Below are 22,268 nucleotides of genomic sequence, written 5' to 3' on the forward strand. Positions count from 1 at the left end.
GACGATGCTGTGGTCGAGTCGACCTCGGGGGCCGACGACTGCGCCCAACTCTACCGGGCGGCGAGACGACGGGATCCGCCGATCGGGCCGGTTTCGCCCTGAGCGCACAGCGTCGCGGGAGGGCGGCGGGCGGCGATGTCCGTGCGCCGCAGTAGCGTGGAGGACATGACAGAGGATGCCGCGCAGAACGCCGTGATCGGCGCAGACGCGTCGGCATCCGGCGTCATCATCGGGGCGCCGGGCACCGGCAAGACCCGCACGCTCACCGAGCGCGTGGTGCATCTGCTCGACACCGTCGGGATGCGTCCGGAGCAGCTCCTCGTCCTCACACCGAGCAGGCAGGCGGCCACCGCGTTGCGCGACCGCATCGGCGTCAGGATCGGTCAGGCCACTCCCGGCCCGTTGGCGCGGTCGCTCGGGTCGTTCGCCTTCCAGATCGTGCGCGGAGCGATGGTGCGCGCAGGAGCAGAGCCGCCGGCCCTGCTGACAGGGGCAGACCAGGACCGACTGATCGCCGAGCTGCTCGCGGGCGATGCGGAAGACGAGCGCATCGAGTGGCCGCAGGCGCTGAGCCCCGCGGTCCGCGCATCGAAGGGCTTCCGTTCCGAGCTCCGTGCGTTTCTCGCCGAGTGCGTCGAGCTCGGCGCACAGCCTGACGAGCTGCGCGCGGCCGACGATGCCGCGTGGTCGGCCGTCGCCGACTTCCTCATCGAGTACCGCGCGGTGCTCGATCTGGCGCGGGCATCCCACCGAGACGCCGCAGACCTGCTCGCCGAGGCGCGCACGATCCTGCGGACGGCAGAGTCGGCCGCGCTCGGCCCCCTCGCTGATCTCAGGGTGGTGCTGATAGACGACGCACAGGAGCTCACACGCGGCGGTATCGCGGTGGTCGAGGCGCTGCGTGCGCGAGGTACGGCGGTGCTCGCGTTCGGCGATCCCGACATCTCGTCGGGAGCGTTCCGCGGAGCGAGCCCGGAGCTCTTCGCTCAGCTCGCGGCCGCGCTCGGCGAGGTGCATGTCCTCGACCGGCCCCACCGGCAGGTGCCCGATCTCACCTCCCTCACCCGCACCGTCACGCAGGCGATCGGGGCGTCAGGTCGCGTCGACCACCGGCGCGCCCCCGAACCGCTCGAGGCCCGGGCGCCGGGCGCCCCCACCGACGTCAGCACCTTCGTCGCGCCGTCGCCGCACGAAGAACTCGACCGCATCGCCGGTGTCATGCGCGGATGGCACCTCACCGACGATGTTCCCTGGGATCGCATCGCCGTGATCGCTCACGACACCCGCCAGGTGACACAGCTCGAGTCCGAGCTCGCGGCACGCGAGATCCCGACGAGGGCCGCGGGTGTGCAGCGCCCCCTCGGCTCCGAGCCGATCGTGCGCGACATCGTCGGCATCGTGCGCCTGGCCCTCACTCCGCCTGACGACCGGACCCCCCAGGACTGGGAGGAGGCCCTCCGCACTCCGTTCGGAGGCATGGACGCGATCGGTCTCCGGCGCCTTCGCGCACGTCTGCGTCATATCGAGCTCGACCTCGGCGGCTCCACGCCGGCTCGGGAACTGCTGCGTCAGGCACTGGCATCGCCTGATCACTTCACTCTCATCGACGCGCAGGAATCCCGCCTGGCGGCACGCTTCGCCTCGACGGTCGCCGAGGTGGCCGCCGCGGCGGCCGCAGGCGAGACGATCCACGATCTCCTGTGGAGGGTCTGGGATCAGTCCAGGGCAGTCGACGGACGCAAGCTCCAGGTCGCGTGGCGCGAGATGTCGCTGCAGCCGAGCGGTGCGGAGACCGCGAGAGCCCTCGACGCTCTCGTGTCGTTGTTCGGTGCGGCGAAGCGGTTCGTCGAGCGCACCCCGAACGAGAAGCCGGAGGTGTTCGTGCGTGACATCCTCGACAGTGAGGTGCCCGAAGACTCCCTCTCGAGTCCCGATCGGCCGGGTCGGGTGACCCTGCTCACGCCGGCGACCGCGCTCGGCACCGAGTTCGACGCCGTCGTGGTGGCCGGAGTGCAGGACGGCATCTGGCCCAACGTGCGACTGCGCGGTGGGATGCTGCAGACCTGGCGTCTCGCAGATGCGTTGCTCGCCGCCCGCACCGGCACGGCCGAGAACCCGCCCGAGACGCTCGACCGCCGGCGCGCGGCCCTCCACGATGAGCTGCGTCTCTTCGTTCGCGCGATCTCCCGCTCCCGTCGCAGACTCCTGATCACCGCGGTTGACGACGACGACCTGACGCCCAGCCCGTTCTTCGGATTCCTCCCACCCCCCGATCCACCGGAGCTGCATGCCTCGGCGGAGCATCCGCTCACTCTGAGGGGCCTCGTCGCGCGGCATCGCCGGGTGCTGACGACCACGGCTTCTCCTGTCGCGAGAGACCACGCGTCAGCCCAGCTGGCGGTACTCGCGAGGGAGGGAGTGCCGGGCGCCGATCCATCCGAGTGGTACGGCGTGACTCCGCCGACGACCGACGCCCCGCTGCACGACCTCGCGGTCGACGCGGCCCGAGTGTCGCCGTCGCGCATGGAGTCCTTCGAGGAATGCGAGCTGAACTGGGCGGTCTCCGCGCTCGGGGGTGACACCGTGATGCCGCCGTCGGCGGGGATCGGCACGATCATCCACGAAGCGATGGAGCAGGTGCCGGAGGGAGAACTCGATCGCCTGCGTGACGTTCTCGCCGAGCACTGGCCCGAGCTCGATTTCGAGACCGCCTGGATCGGCAGGAAGGAGCGCCGCCGGGCCGACCTGTACATCGATCGACTGCACAGTTATCTTTCGGACGTCGCCGAGGAGGGCGGTCGCGTGATCGCGGGCGAGGTCGAGTTCCGGTTCGCGGTCGAGGTCCCCGAGGAGATCGGAACTCCGCCGACCGTCCGCGCGGCGCCCACCGAGCCTGACCCCCACCCGCACCACGCGATCGTCCACGGTTTCATCGACAGGGTCGAGGCGTACACCGCCGGGGGCGGCGAGCACGCGAAGGCCCGAGGGCAGAGATGGACGCGGATGACCGATGCGCAGGGAGGAGAGCGAGTCGTGGTCGTCGACCTGAAGACGGGCAAGTACGAGCCGGAGAGCGAGCAGAAGGTGGCGGACCACGCGCAGCTCGCCGCATACCAGGTGGCGGTGCAGGAGGGTCTCATCGCAGGAGCGGATCCGGCGGCGCTCGCCGGTGCACGGCTCGTCCTGGTCGCCAAGACCCTGGCAGGGAGCGACTTTCGCGTCGCGCACCAGCACACTCTCGCCGGTGAAGAGCGGGTGCAGTTCCTCGGACGCATCGCCGAGGCCGCTCGAGGCATGTCTGCCTCGAGCTTCACCGCCCACGTCGAGGCGCACTGCGCAGACACCCAGTGGCGCGTCCAGCCGTGCCGTATCCACACCGTCGCCGCGGTGAGCGCGTGACGGCGTGGACCGGAGCGGGGAACGGGATCTCTGCACTGGACGTCGCCGCCGCGCTCGGCCTTCCGGCGCCCACCGAGGCGCAGCAGCGGGTGATCGAGTCGCCACCCGCACCGGCTCTCGTCGTCGCGGGAGCGGGCAGTGGCAAGACCGAGACGATGGCCGGTCGCGTCGTCTGGCTCGTTGCGAACGGGCACGTGCGTCGCGATCAGATTCTCGGGTTGACCTTCACGCGCAAAGCCGCGGGTGAGCTCGCGGAGCGGATCGGCATCCGGCTGGCGCTCATCGACGAATACGGACGAAGGGGGCTGCTGCCGCACCTGCCAGAGATCGTCGCGAGCCACGCGCTCGATCGCGTGTCGAAGGCCGCGAACAGCCGTCAGCGCGAGGTCGTCAGATCACAGGTGCTCGACGAACTCGCGGAGCGTTTCGGGACCGCGGGCGACTCGACCCCGCCATCGGCCGAAGATCTGCTGATCCGCCCGAAGGTATCGACGTACAACGCGTTCGCAGACGGCATCGTGCGAGAGCACGCAGCGCGCATCGGCCGCGAGTCCGACGTCGCCATGCTCAGCCAGGCGGCGTCTTGGATGCTGGTGCGCGACGTCGTGCTGCGCGCCGATCTGCCAGAGCTCGAGGAGATAGACCGATCGGTGGCGGGGGTGGTCGACGCGGTCCAGCGACTGGCCGGCGACTCGCTCGACCACCGGGTCGATCTCGACCGCGCGGATCGGATCGCGCTGCGTCAGGCCGAGGCTTTCGCTCCGTACCTGAGCAATGCGGATATCGCGACCGCGGCGGCGAACCTGCGTGCCCTTCCCGCCCTGTCGGTTCTGGTGCGCGACTACATCGCCGAGAAGGAGCGCCGCGGTGTGCTGGACTTCGCCGACCAGGTGAGCGGTGCCTACGACATCGTGGAGTCGTCGCCCGATGTGCGCGACGACCTGCGACAGCAGCATCAGGTCGTGCTGCTGGATGAGTACCAGGACACCTCTGTGATCCAGACGCAGTTCCTCGCGCGGCTCTTCCGTGACTCCGCCGTGATGGCGGTGGGGGATCCCCACCAGTCGATCTACGGCTGGCGCGGCGCCAGCGCAGACAACCTGCACGCGTTCGCACGGACCTTCTCCGAGCATGAGACGGTCGGGAACTACAGTCTGATGACGAGCTGGCGCAACGACCGGAGCATCCTCGGTGTCGCCAACCGCATCCTCGGTCCTCTGCGCAGACCTGGGTTGGACGTGCCACCCCTCGAGGCTCGTCCGGGTGCGGGCGCCGGGGCGGTCGAGGTGGGCTTCCCGCTCACGGTCGACGAGGAGGCGCGCGCGGTCGCCGAGTGGTTCGCTGCGCGTCGCGCGGCACACGACGACCCCGCGAAGCCGCACACCGGCGCCGTGCTGTTCCGATCGAAGCGCCATATGCAGACCTTCGCGGCAGCCCTTGCCGCGCAGGGCATTCCCCACCGCATCCTCGGCCTCGGTGGTCTCCTGGCCACGCCCGAGGTGGTCGATGTCGTCTCGACGCTGCGGGTACTGCACGATCCCACCGCCGGCTCTGCTCTGATCCGACTCCTCGTCGGCCCTCGATTCTCGGTCGGGGTCGCCGATATGGCCGCCCTGCAGGAGCTTGCGGCGGAGCTCTCCCGGCGGGACAGCGGGCTGCTGCCCCTGGACGACGAACTTCGAAAGCGCATCCGCGCGTCGCGCGGAGCTGACGAGGCGCTGTCGATCATCGACGCCGTCGATGTGCTCCGAGGCCTCAGCGACGACTACCGCCTTCTGTCGGGCATCACGCCAGAGGGGCGCTCTCGCATACGCGCGGCGGGGGAGATGCTCGAACGTCTCCGTCGAGCCTCCTCGCTGCCGCTTCCCGACCTGCTGAGGCTCATCGAGCTCGAGCTGCGGCTGGACATCGAGCTCGCTGCGAACGAGACGAGGGGGCCGGCCCGCATCGCGGCCACCCAGCTGCGTGCGTTCACCGACGAGGTCCGCTCGTTCCTCGCCGCTGACGAGCGCGGGACCATCTCGAGCCTCCTCGCCTGGCTCGAGAAGGCCGAGAGCACAGACGAGCTGGTGCCGCGCCCGGAGCCGCCGGAGCCGGGCGTGGTTCAGCTTCTGACCATCCATGGTTCCAAGGGGCTGGAATGGGATGCGGTCGCCGTGGTGCGCATGGTCGAGGGTGAACTGCCGTCGCGCCCGACGGACACCTCGGGCTGGTTCGGCTTCGGGGTGCTGCCGTTCGCCCTGCGCGGCGACAGTGCGGCGCTGCCGACGTTCAGCTGGATTCCTCCCTCTGACGAGGAGCTCGATCCTGCCAAGAGGCTGAAGGCCGGGATCGCGTCGCTGACGAGCAGGAGCAAGACGGCACCGGGTGCGATCACCGTGTTCAAGGACGCGTATCGCGAGTACCAGCAGGAAGAGGAGCGTCGACTCGCCTACGTCGCCGTCACCAGGGCACGCAGCCACCTGCTCCTGACCGGAGCGCACTGGGCGGGGCAGAAGCAGCCGAAGGCGCCGAGCCCCTATCTGATCGAGGCGATGGAGGTGCTCGGGCGAGGGCAGATCGAGCCCGTGGATCCTGATGAGAACCCCTACGACGGTCCGGGTGCAACGCTTACCTGGCCACTCGACCCGCTCGGAGCTCGGCGGGGCGTCGTAGAGTCCGCGGCCGCAGCCGTGCGCGCTGCAGCCGAGAGCGACCCGGTGGCCTCCCCGGAGCTGGTCCGTCTGCTCGCGGAGCGCGCTGCGCGACTTCGCGGCGCCGATGCGCCGCCGCCGACTCGCGTGCCCGCCTCTCGCTTCAAGGACTACGTCACCGACTTCCGCGGCACGGTGTCGTCGATCGTCCGCCCTATGCCGGAGCGGCCCTATCGGCAGACTCGCCTCGGCACGCTGTTCCATGCATGGGTCGAGCGACGCAGTGAGATCGTCGGCGCCGGTCAGCGTGTCGACGAGGCACTCTGGGAGGTTGACGCAGACGACCTCTCCTTCGGTGAGGCCGTCGGCGCTGCGGAGGTCTCATCTGCCGATGCCGCCGACCTCTCGACGCTCCAGGAGATCTTCGAGGCCAGCGAATGGGGATCCCTCAGACCCATCGCGGTCGAGATCGAGATCGACTTCGCGCTGGGCGGCGGGGCGCTGCCGGGCGACGACGGACATATCGTCATCTGCAAGCTCGACGCGGTCTACCGTCGCGAGGATCGGGGTGGGCGTATCGAGATCGTCGACTGGAAGACGGGCAAGGCTCCGCGCACACCGCAGGAGCGGGAAGAGCGGATGCTGCAGCTCGCGCTGTACCGCCTCGCCTATCATCGCCGATTCGGAGTGCCGCTCGAAGAGATCGACGTCGCGCTCTACTACGTCGCAGACGACCTCGTCATCCGCGGTGACCGGGTCTACTCCGAGTCGGAGCTCTTCCAGCGCTGGAGCGCTGCCCGCGCGGCTCGCTGAGCTTCATCCTCAGGCGAACCCTCGTCGGAGCCATCGGCCCTGTCGGACGCGTGGGCCTGACGGGTGTCGTCAGCAGTGCTCCGCTCGGCACCGAGATCTTCCGAGACCTGATCGCGCACCCCGGACAGGTCCTCGGTCTCGAGACCACCCAGCTGGGCTCGACGGGCGGCATCCGCAGTGTCGCTGAGATCGCTCGTGCTCTGGGCGTCGCTGTCGTCGTGCCAGAGGTCGTTCGGGTTGTATGCGTCGGTCTGCATCGATGTGTCGACGCCTGGTACGGCGCTCGCCGGCACCCTGTCGAGCGCATCCAGAGCAGACTCGACGCCCTCGTTTCGCGACGCGATCACGCCGAGGTCGTCGCTGTGCAGTCCCTCGGCGAGAGCTTCGAGAAGAGCCGCAGCATCGTCGACGATGTCGGGCCGGTGCAGCGAGTCGCCGTGCACCAGCCAGCGGGCGAACTCGAGCTCGGCGAGCAGCCGAGCGCGCACCTCGAGTGCGGCGTCCGGGCCGCGATCGGCGGCGCGCGCGTACGAGGAGTGCACGTCTTCTGCCGCGTCAGGGGCGGTCGAGAGCCATGACAGATCGATCGCAGGGTCGCCCACGGCCAGCGAATGCCATCCGATGAGTCCGGTGACCTCGGGGCCGAGCTCCGGGTCGTCGCGGAAGATGAACGAAGTCGACTGCACTCCACCCAGAACGACAGTCGATTCGAAACGCCAGAGGTCGTCGTCGGCGATGGCGTCGCGCCACCTCACCGTGAGTCGAGCGGGGACGCGCCCGGTCGAGGCGGCGACGTCGACCAGTCGAGCGAGTTCGTCGCGGCTCTCCTGCGCAGACCGAGTGGTCAGCCCTGCGCCTCGCACGACCGACGTGGGAAGCGCGTGCACGGCGGCGATCGCCGCACCCATCGACTCGGCGGCGCCTCGCCCGGCTGGCACCATCGCCGCTTCGATCTGGAATCCGGGCAGCAGCTCGGTCACGAGTGCGTGTGCATCCGCGAGTCGGGTCTCGCCGATGTACTCGGGAGCTCTGAAGGGCAGCATCGCCCGCGCCCCGGCCGTCAGGGCCCTCAGCGCGAGGGCCTCCGCGGCGAGCTCTCGCGAGGTCTCATCGTCGTCGGCCACGCGGATCGCGAGCTCGCGTCCGTCCGCGAGGGTGGCGACGGCGGAGTCGAAACGTCCGTCGCCGTCGGCGCTGAGAGCGCGCGCCCCGGTCACCTCGGCGCCGGGCAGTGCGGCAGTCACCGCCGCGGCTAGAGTGAATGGAGAGCGTCCCATGCCTCCAGGGTAGGTGGACGAGGGGGCGGTCCCGCTTCCGCCACGCCCGTGAGAGAGGGAGCCGATGGTCACCGACAGCAGCAGTTCCCTCGACCGCGCCGCAGATCTGCGTGTCGAACCCGGAATCCTCGATCGGCTCCGCACCGAGGAGTCGACGAGGGTGATCGCCGTCCGCGACGGTCGGGTGCGTATCTCCGGCGCCGAGCTCGATCCGGCCACGCTGCTGCGGGTTCCCGCCTCCGAGATCGGCGACGCGACCTGGGCGCTTCTCGGTCGCGACGGCGACGGGACTGCCGTGCTTCTCGCCGTTCTGCCGCCGGAGGGCGACACCGTCGACACCACTCCTGATGAGGTCTGGCTGGGTCTCCGCGACCTGGGAGCGCGTCTCAGCTCCGGTGACACCGAGCTGCTCATCGAGGCCCTCGCGCTCGGCGGCTGGCTTCGGGATGCGCCGTTCTGCCCGCGTTGCGGGGGAGGGACTGAGGTGCGTCAGGCCGGGTGGTCGCGCCGATGCCTCGTCTGCGGGCGCGAGCACTTCCCGCGCACGGACCCCGCGGTGATCGTCGCGGTCGAGAGCTCGGACGGCGAACGACTGCTCCTCGGCGCGAACGCGAACTGGGGCGGACGGATGTACTCCTGCTTCGCCGGTTTCACCGAGGCGGGAGAGTCTCTGGAGTCGACGGTGCACCGGGAGCTCGAGGAGGAATCGGGCGTCCGCCTGGCATCGTTGCGCTACGTCTCGTCTCAGCCCTGGCCCTTCCCGCGCTCGCTCATGCTCGGGTTCCGCGCGGTGGCGCTCGACGACCATGTGCTTCGCCCGGACGGCGAGGAGATCATCGATGTGCGCTGGTTCACCCGCGACGAGATCGGGTCCGCCCTTGCCGGCGACGGACCGGTCGGCCTGCCTGGGCCCGCATCGATCGCGCGTGCACTCATCCTCGAATGGTTCGAGGAGCGCGCGTGAGCGCGCTCGAAGCCCTCGACGATCGACAGCGGGAGGCGGCATCCGTTCTGCGCGGTCCTGTCGCCGTGCTGGCCGGCGCGGGGACGGGCAAGACCCGTGTGATCACGCACAGGATCGCCCACGGTGTCGACACAGGCGCGTACTCGCCGTCACGGGTGATGGCGGTGACCTTCACCGCGAAGGCGGCGGGGGAGCTCCGGGGGCGCCTGCGCGCTCTCGGGGTCGAGGGCGTAGCCGCACGCACGTTCCATGCCGCCGCGCTCGCCCAGCTCAACTTCTTCTGGCCGACGTTGGCCGGCTCGCCCGCTCCGTCGATCATCGACAACAAGGTGAGGCTGCTCGGTCAGGCCGCGGACTCGATGCGTCTGCGCCCGAGCACTGCGACTCTCCGTGACATCGCCTCGGAGATCGAATGGCGCAAGGTGTCGATGCTTTCGATCGAACAGCACTCGCTGCTCGGCCGAACGATGAGCGGAATCGACTCCGCGCAGTTCGTCGAGCTGCAACAGCGCTACGAGGCGCTGAAGGACGAGCGGCGTCAACTCGATTTCGAGGACGTGCTGCTGGCATGCGCCGGCATGCTCGAAGCGGAGCCGCGCGTCGCCGCATCCGTGCACGAGCAGTATCGCCACTTCACAGTCGACGAGTACCAGGACGTCTCGCCGCTCCAGAACCGACTGCTCGAGCTCTGGCTGGGCGACCGCAAGGACATCTGCGTCGTCGGAGATGCGAGCCAGACCATCTACTCGTTCGCCGGAGCCGAACAGCGATTCCTGCTCGAGTTCGAGCGGCGGCATCCGGATGCCACGGTCGTGCGGCTCGAGACCAACTACCGTTCGCAGGCGCCGATCCTCGAAGCGGCCAACGCCCTCATGAAGGGCCGGCCGGGTGCGCTCGAGCTCATCCCGGCGAGGGAGACGTTCAACGCGGAATCGCCCACGGTCACGGCGTACGACTCCGAGCGCGACGAGGCCGAGGGGATCGCCGCTGCCGTGGCGGCGCGAATCGAAGCCGGGGCCTCGCCCTCGGAGATCGCGGTGCTCTATCGCGCCCATGCGCAATCTGCCGTGCTGCAACAGGCGCTCGCCGCAGAGGGGATCCCGACATCGGTGCTGGGCGGAACGCGGTTCTTCGCGATGCCGGAGGTGCGTCAGGCGATCCTGGCGTTGCGGGCCGCAGCCGTCGCTCCGACGGAGCAGGGATTCCTCCCCGGCGTGCAACGCGTCCTCCGCGAGCTGGGGCTCTCCGATGAGCCGCCCGCAGCCGGCGGTGCGCAGCGCGACGGATGGGAGGCTCGGCGCGCGATCCTGCGTCTCGCGGAGGATGCCGGGCCGGACGAGAACCTGCGCACCTTCAGCGATGCGCTCATGGCGCGAGCGAAAGACCAGCACGAGCCCACGATGCGCACCGTGACGCTCTCGACCCTGCACGCCGCCAAGGGCCTCGAATGGCCGCACGTCCACCTCGCCGGCTGGGCGGAGGGCGCCCTTCCGATCTCGTACGCCACCGGCTTCGAGGCGATCGATGAAGAACGCCGCCTCGCCTACGTCGGTGTCACGCGGGCCGCGCGTACTCTCTCGCTGTCGTGGTCGCGCTCAGCGGGGCGAGGGGAGCGGGCACCGTCGCGGTTCCTGGCAGAGATGGGAACGACTGCTCGCGGCACCGGCATTCTTCGTGAAATGTCACCGAGCGCCACTCGCGCCGACCATCGCCGCTGACTTCGACGAACGAGCCCGCCGACGATGTCTCCGCGAGTAGCCGTGCGACGAGCGTCGCCGCGTCCGCGATCCGCGCGGCGCTGATCGGACCTGACGCTCGTCCGATGAGCTGAGCGTGCATCCGCGGCCAGGCATCGTCGCGCTCACGCTCATGCTCGTCGCGGCAGGTGAGACAAGGGGATTCGCCGGGCACGACCAGGGGGCCGACGGTCGTCCGCCCTCGCTCGAGTGCCACGGGGAGGTGGGAGGTGTCGTCGCGAAGGTAGCGGGCGAAGTGCAGGGCGGCGGCTGCGCCCTCGACCAGCACCACTCCGATGTCGGTGGGGTTCTCACGTGTTCCGGCGGCGATGCCCTCATCGAGGAGCGCTTCGCGCATCCGGTACTCGCAACGGGCGTCGGCGACGTCGATGCTCTCCACCCACGCGGCTCTCGGAGCCGGGGCATCGTCGACGAGCAGCGGCTCGAGTCGTGAGAGGAGCATCCGTGCCTCCGCTCGGGGTGCACCGGCGGCGTGCGCCACCACATCGAACGCCGTGCGCCGGAACCCGGCGGCCATCCGACCGATGAGACGCTCGACCCACGGCTCGGACGCCGCGATGCGCAGTGTGCCCTCGATGCCGATCTGCAGGGTCTCACCGTCTCGCCAGAGCAGCGGAACGGCGGGATCCAGGCGGGTGATGGTCTTGGGTGTCAGAGGAGACATCCCTCGATTCTGCGGAAACCCGAGCTCCCGATGGGGGAGTCTCGGGCATCCGTGGAAAAGTCAGCGCATCCTGCTCACACCGGACGGTCGCCTCCCGGGCCGTCACCGCCGTCGGAGTCCTGCTCGCCCTCCGACTCCTCGGGCTGCTCGCCCGAGAAATCGTCGCCGTCGAGCAGGCGCGCCAGTGCCTCGTCGAACTCATCTGCGACAGGCTGCTCTCCTCGTGCGCTCGCCTGGAGCCGCGCGACGAGTGCAGACGGGTCGTCGATGTCCTCTGAGGTGGGCATGAGGTCGGGGTAGTCCCACAGCGCGTCGCGCCCTGCGATGCCCACGGCGTCGGTCACCGCCTGCCACATCGCCGACGCCTCGCGCAGTCGCCGAGGCCGAAGCTTGAGGCCCACGAGGGCGCCGAGAGCATCTTCAGCCGGGCCACCCACAGCGCGGCGGCGGCGGGCCGCCTCGGCGATGCGGGACCCGTCTGGCAGACGAGAGGTGGCCTGCGCGGTCACGACGTCGACCCAGCCGTCGATCGTCGCCACGAGATTCTCGAGACGAGCGAGTGCCTCGCGCTGTGCCTCCGTCTGCGTGGGCAGCAGGGCGCCGCCCTCGATCGCTGCGCGGAGCTCCTCGGGGTTCGACGGGTCGAGGCGGCTCGCGACGTCTTCGAGTGCATCGACATCGACCGTGACCCCACGGGCGAAATCGGTGATCTGCGCCATGACATGCAGGTGCAGCCACTTCGAATGGCGATACAGCCGGGCATAGGCGAGCTCGCGCGTCGCCAGGTAGAGGGTGATCTGGTCTTCGGGGATCTCGAGACCCTCGCCGAACGCCGTCAGGTTCTGGGGGATGACTGCCGCGGTTCCGGCGGGAAGCACGGGGATGCCGACATCTCCGCCGGACACCACCTCTAGCGCGAGGTTGCCGAGCACCTGCCCGAACTGGGCGGCGAACACCGAGCCGCCGAGACCGCGCATGAGCTTGCCCGCGCCCTGCACGACGTCGCGCATCTCCTCGGGCACCTGCGTGTCGAGGGCGCTGGTGAGCGCATCGGCGATGCTCGTCGACACGGGGTCGGCGATCTCCTTCCACACGGGCAGGGTCGCTTCGACCCATTCGCCGCGCGTCATCGCCTTGGGCGACTCGGCGAGCTCGGAGATCGTCGTCGCCTCGCCGAGCCACAGGTCGGCGAGTGCGAACGAGTCGACGAGCGAACTCCGTGAGCCGTCGGTGATGCCGAGGCCGTCGCGGTTGGCGATGTGCAGGGCCTGACGCAGCGCATTCTCCCAGGCGTCACCGCCGAACGCGCCCTGCAGCTGCGACATGATCGTCTGCATCATCGCCGGGTCGAGCTGGATCCCATCCATGCCCGCGAAGGCGTTCTGCAGCGCCTCGGGGTCGATATCGCCGCCACCCTGGCCGGACATCATTCGTCGGAGGAACTCCTGGAAGTCCTCGGGGGTCGGGTCGTTGTCTGACATGTCGCTCGCCTCTCAGCACGCCTAAAGCCGTGCCATCTACGCTAGTCACAGGATCGGCCGCGAGACCCCGAAGCGGGCAGATCGCTGTACGCCGCCCGCGAACGACGGAGGAACCCTGTGGATCGAACCCGGCCTGTGAAGCTCGGACTGGGCGTCTGGGCGCTGGTCGTCGCGCTGATCGCGCTCGTCGTGCTGACCTTCCTCCCGACGCCGTACGTCATCCAGCGTCCCGGCCCGGTCTACGACACCCTCGGCACGGCGGCCGGTGCAGACGGCGAGCAGGTTCCCCTGATTCAGGTCGAGGGCACCGAGACCTTCGAGACCGCCGGGTCGCTCGACCTCACGACCGTGCAGGTCGTCGGCAACCGCGAGCGCACGCCGAGCTGGTTCGAGCTCGCTCTGGCCTGGACGGATTCCTCGAGAGCGGTGGTCCCGCTCGACTCGGTGTTCCCCGAGGGGGTCACGACAGAGGAGCGGGACGAACGCAACGCGACGCTCATGGTCGACTCGCAGCACGAGGCGACCGCCGCGGCGCTCAACGAGCTCGGCTACGACACCGGAGCCGAGGTCGTCGTGCAGGAGGTCATCGAGGACGCTCCGGCCGAGGGCGCTCTCGAGGCGGAAGATGTCATCACCGCTGTCGACGGCGCCGCGGTGACCTCGGCCAAGCAGCTGCGTCAGGCGATCCAGGATGCAGCCGGCGCACCTGTCGAGCTCACGGTGCAGCGGGCCGGCGAAGACCAGGTCGTCGAGGTGACACCCGCGAAGCAGACCGACGGAGACGTGACGACGTGGTTGATCGGGGTCACCCTGCGCACCGACTACGACTTCGAGATCGATGTGACACTCCAGCTCGACAACGTCGGAGGGCCGAGCGCCGGCATGATGTTCGCACTCGGCATCATCGACACCGTCACCGAGGGAGAGCTCAACGGCGGAGAGAACGTCGCCGGTACCGGCACGATCGAAGCCGACGGCACCGTCGGACCGATCGGCGGCATCCGGCAGAAGCTCTACGGCGCTCGTGATGCGGGAGCGGACTACTTCCTCGCACCGTCGACGAACTGCGACGAGGTCGTCGGCCATGTGCCGGACGGCCTCACCGTGATCAGCACGTCGACGCTGGAGGAATCGCTCGCGGCGCTCGACGTGATCGCCGAGGGCGGCGACGTAGGATCGCTCCCGTCATGCGACGTCGTGACCTCCCCGTGACAGGGATGACAGCCGCAGCACAGTAAGGCGTGCCTAGGATGGGAAGGTGACCTCGACTTCTGCACCGAACCCGGCCACTCCCCGAACCTCGCGACGAATCTTCGGCATCTCGTTGGCGATCATCGCCGCGCTGATCGCCGCCTTCTTCGTCTTCGCGTCGCTCTACACCGAATACCTCTGGTTCGACCAGGTGGGCTTCGAGGGAGTTCTCACCACCCAATGGATCGCCACGGCGGTGATGTTCGTCGTCGGATTCCTCGGGATGGCAGTGCCTCTGTTCGTGGCCATCCAGCTCGCGTACCGTCTGCGCCCCGTCTACGTGCGGCTCAGCTCGCAGCTGGACAGGTACCAGGAGGTCATCGAGCCGCTCCGGCGTCTCGCGATGTGGGGCATGCCGATCTTCTTCGGCCTGTTCGCGGGCTTCTCCGCGGCGAGCCAGTGGAAGACCGTCTGGCTGTGGGTGAACGGTGTCGCGACTGACACGGTCGACCCGCAGTTCGGCGTCGACACGGGCTTCTACATGTTCGCGATGCCCTTCTACTCGATCCTCCTGGCCTTCGTGTCGGCGGTCCTGCTGCTCACGCTCATCGTGACGGCGCTGGTGTCGTACCTCTATGGGTCCGTCCGCATCGGCCAGGGCGAGCTGCGCATCTCCAAGCCCGCTCGCATCCAGCTCGCGATCATCGCCGGTCTCTACCTGCTGGTGCAGGCGGCGAGCCTCTGGCTCGACCGCTACAAGACCCTCGTCGCCGAGGACGACCGCATCGTCGGTCCCGCGTACACCGGTGTCAACGCGACGATCCCCGGTCTCGCGATCCTCACGATCATCGCCGCGATCGTGGCGATCCTCTTCTTCGTCACCGCCGTCATCGGTCGCTGGCGCTTCCCGCTCGCCGCGACCGCGCTGCTGATCGTCGCCTCGCTCGTCGTGGGCGTCGGCTTCCCCTGGGCGGTGACCACCTTCCAGGTGGCCCCCAACCAGAACGCCTACCAGGCCGAGTTCTATCAGCGGAACATCGACGGCACCAAGGAGGCGTACGGGGTCGCCAATCTCGAGACCACGCCGTTCGAGGCCGAGACCGACGCCGAGGCCGGTCAGCTGCGCGAGGATGCCGAGACCACGGCGTCCATCCGCATCGTCGACCCCGCCGTGATCAGCCCGGCCGTCCGCCAGCTCGAGCAGTACCGCGGGTACTACCAGTTCCAGCAGAACCTCGATGTCGATCGCTACGAGATCGACGGTGAGATGCAGGACACCGTGGTGTCCGTGCGAGACCTCGACATGGAAGGCGTCGACGTCAGCAACTGGAACAACCGCGCCGCCGTCTACACCCACGGCTACGGCCTGGTGGTCGCAGCGGGCAACCAGCGCACGCCCGACGGCGAGCCGGTCTTCCTCGAGCGCGGCATCCCGTCTGCGGGCTTCCTCACCGAGCAGGAGGAGTTCGAGCCCCGCGTGTACTTCGGTGAGAACTCGCCCGAGTACTCGATCGTGGGCTCTCCCGATGGCACCGACCCCGTCGAGATCGACTACCCGCGCGGCAAGGACGGCTCGACCGAGACCAAGACCACGTTCGAAGGCGACGGCGGACCGCAGATCGGCAGCACCTTCACGAAGCTGCTCTACGCCCTGAAGTTCCAGTCGGAGCAGATCCTGTTCTCCAACCTGGTGAACGAGGAATCTCAGATCCTCTACGACCGCGACCCCACGACGCGTGTGCAGAAGGTCGCACCGTACCTCGAGCTCGACAGCGACCCGTACCCCAGCGTGGTCGACGGACGCGTCGTCTGGATCGTCGACGGCTACACGACGAGCGCGACCTACCCGTACTCGACGAACGTGAGTCTGTCGGAGGCGATCGCCGATTCGAACATCCCGTCGCCCACCCTCGCGATCGACGAGATCAACTACATCCGCAACTCGGTCAAGGCGACGGTCGATGCCTACGACGGCTCGGTGACGCTGTACGCATGGGACGAAGAGGATCCCGTGCTGCAGACGTGGCAGAACATCTACCCGTCGACGCTGAAGCCCGTGAGCGACATGTCGGCTGATCTGATGAGCCACGTGCGCTACCCGACCGACCTGTTCAAGGTCCAGCGCGACATCCTCGGGATCTACCACATCGACACCGCGGGCTCGTTCGCGCAGCAGGACAACCGTTGGCAGACGCCCAACGACCCGCGCAGCGACGCGGTCCTGCAGCCGCCCTACTACCTGACGATGCAGATGCCGGGGCAGGACTCTCCGCGGTTCTCGATGTTCTCCACCTTCATCCCGTCGGCGACGGGCAGCGGTGGCAACCGCGACGTGCTGATGGGCTACCTCGCTGTGGACTCGGATGCCGGGTCGGAGGCGGGCGTGAAGGCCGAAGGCTATGGCCAGCTGCGGATGCTCGAGATCGACACCGATACGACGGTGCCCGGCCCCGGTCAGGTGCAGAACACCTACAACTCCGACACCGCCGTGGTGCCGCAGCTCAACCTGCTGCAGCAGGGAGAGTCCGAGGTGCTCTACGGCAACCTGCTGACGCTGCCCGTGGGTGGCGGTCTGCTCTATGTGCAGCCGGTCTACGTGCAGTCCTCGGAGGGCACGAAGCTCCCTCGTCTGCAGAAGGTCCTCGTGGCCTTCGGCGACAAGGTCGCGTTCGAGGACACGCTGACCGCGGCCCTCGACACGCTGTTCGGCGGCGACGCGGGTGCGGCCGGTGGAGACGACCAGGTCGAGCCCACCGAACCGGACCCGGACACCGGTGAGGTCCCGACCGAGCCGACCGCCCCGACCGACGTCGAGGCGGAGGCCCTCGCGGCAGCGCAGCAGGCGCTGACCGACCGTGAGGCAGCGCTCAAAGAGGGTGACCTGACCAAGTTCGCCGAGGCCGACAAGCGGCTCACGGATGCCGTGAACACGCTGCTCGGGCTGGAACAAGGCGCGGGGGAGTAAACCCTCTGCGGCGAAGGATGCCGCCCCTCTCGAGGGGCGGCATCCTTCGTCTCCGGCCAGATCGCTCGCGGTCTCGGAAGGCACCGCGTGAGAAAGCGGTTCGGTCAGTCCGCGTCGTAGCGGCACGTGACGGCGCCGGTGCCGCTCAGCTCGACGACCAGCTCGCCGTTCCACAGGATCTGACAGCTCACGGTCGAGTCCGAGTCGTCGTCCGGAGCGGTGACGGCGATCTCCGCCGAATCCCCCGTCGTCGTGTACTGCTTCCAGCCGCTGGAAGCCCACTCCTCGTCGTACGACTTCGTGTCATCGGCGAACGAGACCGTGAAGGTGGGCCCGCCCGTGGCGCGCACCTCGACCTGATTGAGGCCGTTGCCGCCGAGGACGCCGACGGCCATCACGACGATCAAGACGAGATCGACGACGAGCGCGACCGCTGCGACGATGACGGCTGCTGTTCCCGCGCGGGGCACCGCAGAGCGCATACCTCGAACGCCCAGCAGGAGAGCCGCGATCGCCAGAAACGCAGCGACTGCTGCGATGGGTAGCAGAGCAGCGATCGGCAAGAAGAGCACGATCAGTGCGGCAGAGAGCAGCAGCGCCACGGCGCCGGTCCAGATGCCGATGAGCGCGCGCCGTGATGAGCCGGATGCGGGCGCGTGACGGTTTCCCGCGGCGTTGTCGGGCGTCTGCGTCATGGTGGACCTCCGGGTCGTTGTTCTCCGCGGACCGTACGGCGATCGATGGTCGCGCCGTTCGGTTGGACAGTCTAACCAGAGGTGCCACATGTGAGGCGGTCGTCGTCCTGCCGCGAGCGAAGCAGCCGGGCATTCGATTAGTCTCTCCGAGAGGGTGCCCCGATGATTCGAGAGGACATACGGCCGGCACTCATCGAAATCGAGACTGGAGGGGATCGAGACATGCCTGACTATTCGGAGCTGCCGGACATCATCGGCAAGATGAAGCGCGCTGCGATCGACTGTTTCATGGCGGATCAGGGCTTTCACCCGAACTGGGGTAATGACCAGATCTACGCGAAGTGGGGCTTCATGCTCAACTTCTACAATCGGCCGAACGCCGCAGGGGAGGGCGGCGGCGACGGCAACGGCGTGAACCACTCGGTCGCACCCGCGTTCGATGAGATCCGGGCGGCGATCGACTCGCGGGTGTCCAAGTGGCTGGACCTGCCTGACGGAGGCGACGCCTGCGATGCTCCGGCGAGTGCGACCTCTGCGGCGGCTGCCATCCTCGGCACATCCGGCGCGGGAGCATCGGTTCAGAACACCGGCGCGATCGGGACCGCCAACGACTCGGTGCACGAGATGATGGCCAACAAGATCGAGGGCAGCTTCAAGCCCGCCTTCATCGACAAGTACTACATCCAGTTCAAATCCGTCACGCACGGTCTGGGCGACGCGTGCGTCATCCTCCAACTCAACTACAGTGCTCAGGCGGCCATGTGGCCCGCCGCACAACAGGACGTGGTGTCGATCTGCGACAGTGCCCGCGCCGCCTGGGATCAGAAGGCGGGCAACGCGGCAGCCGCCAACGGCACGCTCGTGCTCACGGTCGTCGGGGCGGTAGCGGGGGTCGTGTCCGCGGTGGTGACAGCGGGTACGGGGACGGTGGCCGCAGCAGCGGTGCTCGCAGGTATCGCGGGAGCGGTGAGCAGCGGCGTGCAGGGGATCGCCCGCGACGTCGTCATCTCCGGCAACACCTACCTCGACATCCTGGAGTCGCTCGACGAAGCACTGACGAAGCTCGATGAGGCGCTCGAGGCTCAGGAGAACAAGCTCAACGACGCGATGACCGAAGCCGCGAGCATCATCCGATCCGACAACGCCACGTACAATCTGGACGCTTTCGCTCTCGGGCCGTATCCGGTCGGCGACGGCACCATGAGCATGGACAGGAGCAACGCGACCGTGGTATCGAACAGCATGGGCAGGATCGATACGGAGCTTGCCAGCGCGGCGGCGACGCTCGGCAGCGCGCCGGGTGCGAACCCTACCCCGCGCAACGCCGGGGTCGGGCGCTCCTCGAACGGCACCCACTACGCAGCAAGTGATCTCTATGCGCTGACGGCGCGCTGCCTCGCCCTCACCGTGGCCGAGTACGCCCGAGGACATCAGCTGTTCGACGCGACGGTCGAGGACTACTTCTCGTCGGATGCGGCGGCTTCGCAGGAGGTCTCGCGCCTCCTCGCCGAAGAGATCCTCAGCGCGAACCTGGGGGTGTGAGCTGATGGAGAGTCGTCATCTCGGCCCGATCACCCTCGACGGCGGACCCGGCGGTGGCGCCATGAACGGCTCGGTGCCGTTCGAAGGGAAGGATGTGCAGGCGCGCATTGAGATCGACTTCCCGGACCGCTTCGACGAGTCCGTGCTCAACGATGTCGACATGGTTCTCGACAATCTCGCGTTCCTCGACGAGATGGCGCGCACCACCATCGCTGAGGGAGTGCGACGCGACAGCTCGCCCGCGGCGGGCGTGTTCCGCACCTGGGAACAGGGTCGGGTGGGTGGCGCCTCGGAGGACGACTTCGTCGACGGGCTCTCCGTCGCGCGTGTGCTCATCCTGCCCGACGGGGGAACCGCGAACAGGGACCGCGTGGTGATGAGCTATGTCGCGGATGACGCGCCCGCGCTCGAGAGCATCCGAGTGAAGTTCGTCGAGCCGACCGGCCCCGAACTCACGCGCAGCTACCGCTGACGTCTCGTAGTCATCGCAGACGCCTCGCGGCCGATCGCTCTCGATGAGCCTCGGCCGCGAGGGCTGCTGGTGGACGCACGCATGCGAAAAGCCCTTGATCAGGATTTCTCCCGATCAAGGGCTTTTCTTGTGTCGCATTCTCGTTGCGGGGACAGGATTTGAACCTGCGACCTCCGGGTTATGAGCCCGGCGAGCTACCGAACTGCTCCACCCCGCGGCACGTTTTATAGCCTAACACGCGAATCAGGAGTCCGCGAATCGAGGCGCGGTGAGCACGATGCGGGAGGATGTGAGCATGACCGAGACCGCTTCCGCCGCCGTTCCCGTCGCCGTCTGCCAGTTCGCGCCCACGTCCTCGCGGGAGGACAATCGTGACCGCATCGCGGAGTTGACTGCGGATGCCGCGGTGCGCGGTGCGCGCCTGATCGTCTTCCCCGAGTACTCGAGCTACTTCGTGGATCCGATGGACGCCACTCTGGCTGAGAACGCCGAGACGCTGGATGGCGAGTTCGTCTCGACGCTGATCGCCCTGGCGTCCGACTACGGCGTGGTGATCGTCGCCGGGCTTGCCGAGCGCGCCTCAGACGCGACGCACGTGCGCAACACGGTCGTCGCGGTGCGAGGCGACGGAATCCTCGCGACCTACCGAAAGCAGCACCTGTACGACGCGTTCGGTCAGACCGAGTCCGACTGGGTCGAGGCGGGGGAGGTCGGGGGCGCCGCGACGTTCGAGCTCGCCGGACTCCGTTTCGGGCTGATGACCTGTTACGACCTGCGCTTCCCCGAGGTGTCGCGCACTCTGATCGACGCGGGCGCCGACGCCCTCGTGGTCCCGGCCGAGTGGGTGCGGGGTCCGCTCAAGGAGCACCACTGGACGACGCTGCTGGCCGCCCGAGCGATCGAGAACACCGCATACGTGATCGCCGCGGACCATCCGGCCCCGATCGGGGTCGGGCACTCGCAGATCGTCGATCCGCAGGGCGTCGTGCTCGCCGGAGTCGGAACGACCGAGGGCATCGCGGTCGCCGTTGTCGAGCGGGTTGCCATCGAGCGCGTGCGCGCCGTGAACCCGTCGCTGCGGGTGCGCAGATACTCCGTCGGGCCACGCTGAATCGGAGCGTTCAGAAGCTCGACACGAGCCTCTTCGCCGCCTCCTCGAGGATCTCGACGCGTTTGCACGCCGCGAAGCGCACGAGCCCGGCGTAGTCGTCGCGGTGCGCCTCAGCAACGAAGGCGGTCAGGGGGATCGCCACGACTCCCGCGCGCTCAGGAAGCGCGCGGCAGAACTCGGCGGCATCCGTACCGCCGAGTGCTGATGCGTCGGCGACGGTGAAGTAGCCGCCCTGCGGCGGGAACACGGCGAACCCCGCAGCGCGGAGACCCGCACCGAGGATCTCGTGCTTGTGCGCCAACGTCGCCGCGGCACCGGTGAAGAAGTCGTCTCCGAGCCGCAGGCCCACGGCGATGGCCGGCTGGAACGGCGAGCCGTTGACGTATGTCAGGTACTGCTTGACGGTCAGCACGGCGGTGATGAGCTCTGCGGGCCCGTGCACCCACCCGATCTTCCAGCCGGTGGCCGAGAACGTCTTGCCCGCGGAGGAGATCGTGAGCGTGCGCTCGGCAGCGCCGGGAAGCGTCGCGATCGGGGTGTGCGGGCGTGCGAAGGCGAGATGCTCGTAGACCTCGTCGGTCACGATGATCGCGTCGTGCAGCTCCGCGAGACGGACGACCTCCGCGAGCACCTCGTGATCGAAGACGGCGCCGGTGGGGTTGTGGGGATCGTTGATCAGGATGATGCGCGTGCGGTCGGAGACCGTGGCCGCCAGCAGGTCGAGGTCCGGCTGGAAGTCGGGTGCTCTCAACGGCACGGTGCGCAGCCGGGCGCCGGCGAGAGCGACCGCGGCCGCATACGAGTCGTAGTAGGGCTCGAAGACGATCACCTCGTCTTCCGGACCGTCGATGAGCGCGAGCAGAGACGCGGTCAGCGCCTCGGTCGCGCCGGCCGTCACGATGACCTCGCGCGAAGGGTCCACCTCCAGGCCGTAGAAGCGCCGCTGGTGCTCGCTGATCGCCTCGAGCAGATCGGGGTTCCCTCTGCCGGGCGGGTACTGATTCACTCCGCGGGAGATCGCCTCCCTGGCAGCGTCCAGAACCTCTGCGGGGCCGTCCTCATCGGGAAAGCCCTGCCCGAGATTGATCGCACCGGTTCGGGCCGCCGCGGCCGACATCTCTGCGAAGATGGTGGGCGCGACGCTTCCGTCTGGTGCGAGCAGACCGGCACCCGCTGCCGTGCGCCGCCATGCTCCGGGGATGACACTCATGAAGAACAGGCTAAGGCCATAGGTGAAACTCATCTTCGCCATACGAAACGCACAGATACAGGCGTCACTCTAAGAGGGCGTTGTTGAAGGAGCA

Annotated in this window: 13 protein-coding genes and 1 tRNA gene; 9 read left to right on the plus strand and 5 right to left on the minus strand. The window is 68.6% G+C overall.

Annotated elements, in window-relative coordinates; translation table 11 throughout:
* Nucleotides 1-165 precede the first annotated feature (165 nt).
* Together FIV50_RS06070 and FIV50_RS06075 are read left to right on the plus strand one after the other, a co-directional pair.
* Nucleotides 166-3,399 (plus strand): ATP-dependent helicase, encoded by a 3,234-nt coding sequence (locus FIV50_RS06070; RefSeq protein WP_140036654.1) that lies wholly within the window; start codon nucleotides 166-168, stop codon nucleotides 3,397-3,399.
* Nucleotides 3,396-6,845, plus strand: coding sequence for an ATP-dependent DNA helicase (locus FIV50_RS06075; RefSeq protein ID WP_140036655.1), 3,450 nt, complete (start codon nucleotides 3,396-3,398; stop codon nucleotides 6,843-6,845). The genes FIV50_RS06070 and FIV50_RS06075 overlap by 4 nt, the downstream gene beginning before the upstream one ends.
* On the opposite strand, the gene FIV50_RS06080 is transcribed toward FIV50_RS06075, so the two are convergent.
* Entirely contained in the window at nucleotides 6,791-8,122 is a 1,332-nt protein-coding gene (locus FIV50_RS06080; protein WP_258184446.1) for a phosphotransferase, read from the minus strand. The genes FIV50_RS06075 and FIV50_RS06080 overlap by 55 nt on opposite strands.
* Before the next feature lie 64 nt (nucleotides 8,123-8,186).
* On the opposite strand from FIV50_RS06080, the gene nudC reads away from it, so the two are divergent.
* A complete protein-coding gene (gene nudC / locus FIV50_RS06085) occupies nucleotides 8,187-9,086 on the plus strand; it encodes an NAD(+) diphosphatase (protein WP_140036656.1) in 900 nt (299 codons plus the stop codon).
* Nucleotides 9,065-10,804 (plus strand): ATP-dependent helicase, encoded by a 1,740-nt coding sequence (locus FIV50_RS06090; RefSeq protein ID WP_140036657.1) that lies wholly within the window; start codon nucleotides 9,065-9,067, stop codon nucleotides 10,802-10,804. Before nudC ends, FIV50_RS06090 begins: the two co-directional genes overlap by 22 nt.
* A 777-nt stretch (nucleotides 10,805-11,581) precedes the next feature.
* Here the strand turns inward: FIV50_RS06090 and FIV50_RS06095 are convergent.
* On the minus strand, nucleotides 11,582-12,988 hold the full coding sequence (locus FIV50_RS06095) for a zinc-dependent metalloprotease (protein ID WP_140036658.1): 1,407 nt from the start codon (nucleotides 12,986-12,988) through the stop codon (nucleotides 11,582-11,584).
* A gap of 117 nt (nucleotides 12,989-13,105) precedes the next feature.
* Here FIV50_RS06095 and FIV50_RS06100 point away from each other — a divergent pair, with 117 nt between their 5' ends.
* Together FIV50_RS06100 and FIV50_RS06105 are read left to right on the plus strand one after the other, a co-directional pair.
* Nucleotides 13,106-14,200 (plus strand): YlbL family protein, encoded by a 1,095-nt coding sequence (locus FIV50_RS06100; protein ID WP_140036659.1) that lies wholly within the window; start codon nucleotides 13,106-13,108, stop codon nucleotides 14,198-14,200.
* Nucleotides 14,201-14,246: 46 nt separating this feature from the next.
* Nucleotides 14,247-17,144 carry a UPF0182 family membrane protein gene (locus FIV50_RS06105; protein ID WP_140036660.1) on the plus strand — a complete coding sequence of 966 codons (2,898 nt, stop codon included), beginning with the start codon at nucleotides 14,247-14,249 and terminating at the stop codon, nucleotides 17,142-17,144.
* A gap of 104 nt (nucleotides 17,145-17,248) precedes the next feature.
* On the opposite strand, the gene FIV50_RS06110 is transcribed toward FIV50_RS06105, so the two are convergent.
* Nucleotides 17,249-17,839: a hypothetical protein gene (locus FIV50_RS06110; protein ID WP_140036661.1), complete on the minus strand. Its 591-nt coding sequence runs from the start codon at nucleotides 17,837-17,839 to the stop codon at nucleotides 17,249-17,251.
* A gap of 222 nt (nucleotides 17,840-18,061) precedes the next feature.
* Between FIV50_RS06110 and FIV50_RS06115 the strand changes: the two genes are divergently transcribed.
* Together FIV50_RS06115 and FIV50_RS06120 are read left to right on the plus strand one after the other, a co-directional pair.
* A complete protein-coding gene (locus FIV50_RS06115) occupies nucleotides 18,062-19,381 on the plus strand; it encodes a hypothetical protein (protein ID WP_140036662.1) in 1,320 nt (439 codons plus the stop codon).
* Nucleotides 19,382-19,385: 4 nt separating this feature from the next.
* The gene (locus tag FIV50_RS06120; RefSeq protein WP_140036663.1) at nucleotides 19,386-19,853 is read left to right on the plus strand and encodes a hypothetical protein; all 468 of its coding nucleotides are present in this window, start codon (nucleotides 19,386-19,388) and stop codon (nucleotides 19,851-19,853) included.
* 143 nt (nucleotides 19,854-19,996) lie between these two features.
* Here FIV50_RS06120 and FIV50_RS06125 read toward each other — a convergent pair.
* Nucleotides 19,997-20,070, minus strand: a tRNA-Met gene (locus FIV50_RS06125).
* Between the two features lie 78 nt (nucleotides 20,071-20,148).
* On the opposite strand from FIV50_RS06125, the gene FIV50_RS06130 reads away from it, so the two are divergent.
* Nucleotides 20,149-20,964 carry a carbon-nitrogen hydrolase family protein gene (locus FIV50_RS06130; RefSeq protein WP_140036664.1) on the plus strand — a complete coding sequence of 272 codons (816 nt, stop codon included), beginning with the start codon at nucleotides 20,149-20,151 and terminating at the stop codon, nucleotides 20,962-20,964.
* A 10-nt stretch (nucleotides 20,965-20,974) separates the two neighbouring features.
* Here the strand turns inward: FIV50_RS06130 and FIV50_RS06135 are convergent, their stop codons facing one another.
* A complete protein-coding gene (locus tag FIV50_RS06135; protein ID WP_140036665.1) occupies nucleotides 20,975-22,174 on the minus strand; it encodes an aminotransferase class I/II-fold pyridoxal phosphate-dependent enzyme in 1,200 nt (399 codons plus the stop codon).
* Nucleotides 22,175-22,268: the final 94 nt, after the last annotated feature.

Source organism: Microbacterium foliorum, assembly GCF_006385575.1.
GTDB classification, from domain to species: Bacteria; Actinomycetota; Actinomycetes; order Actinomycetales; family Microbacteriaceae; genus Microbacterium; species Microbacterium foliorum_B.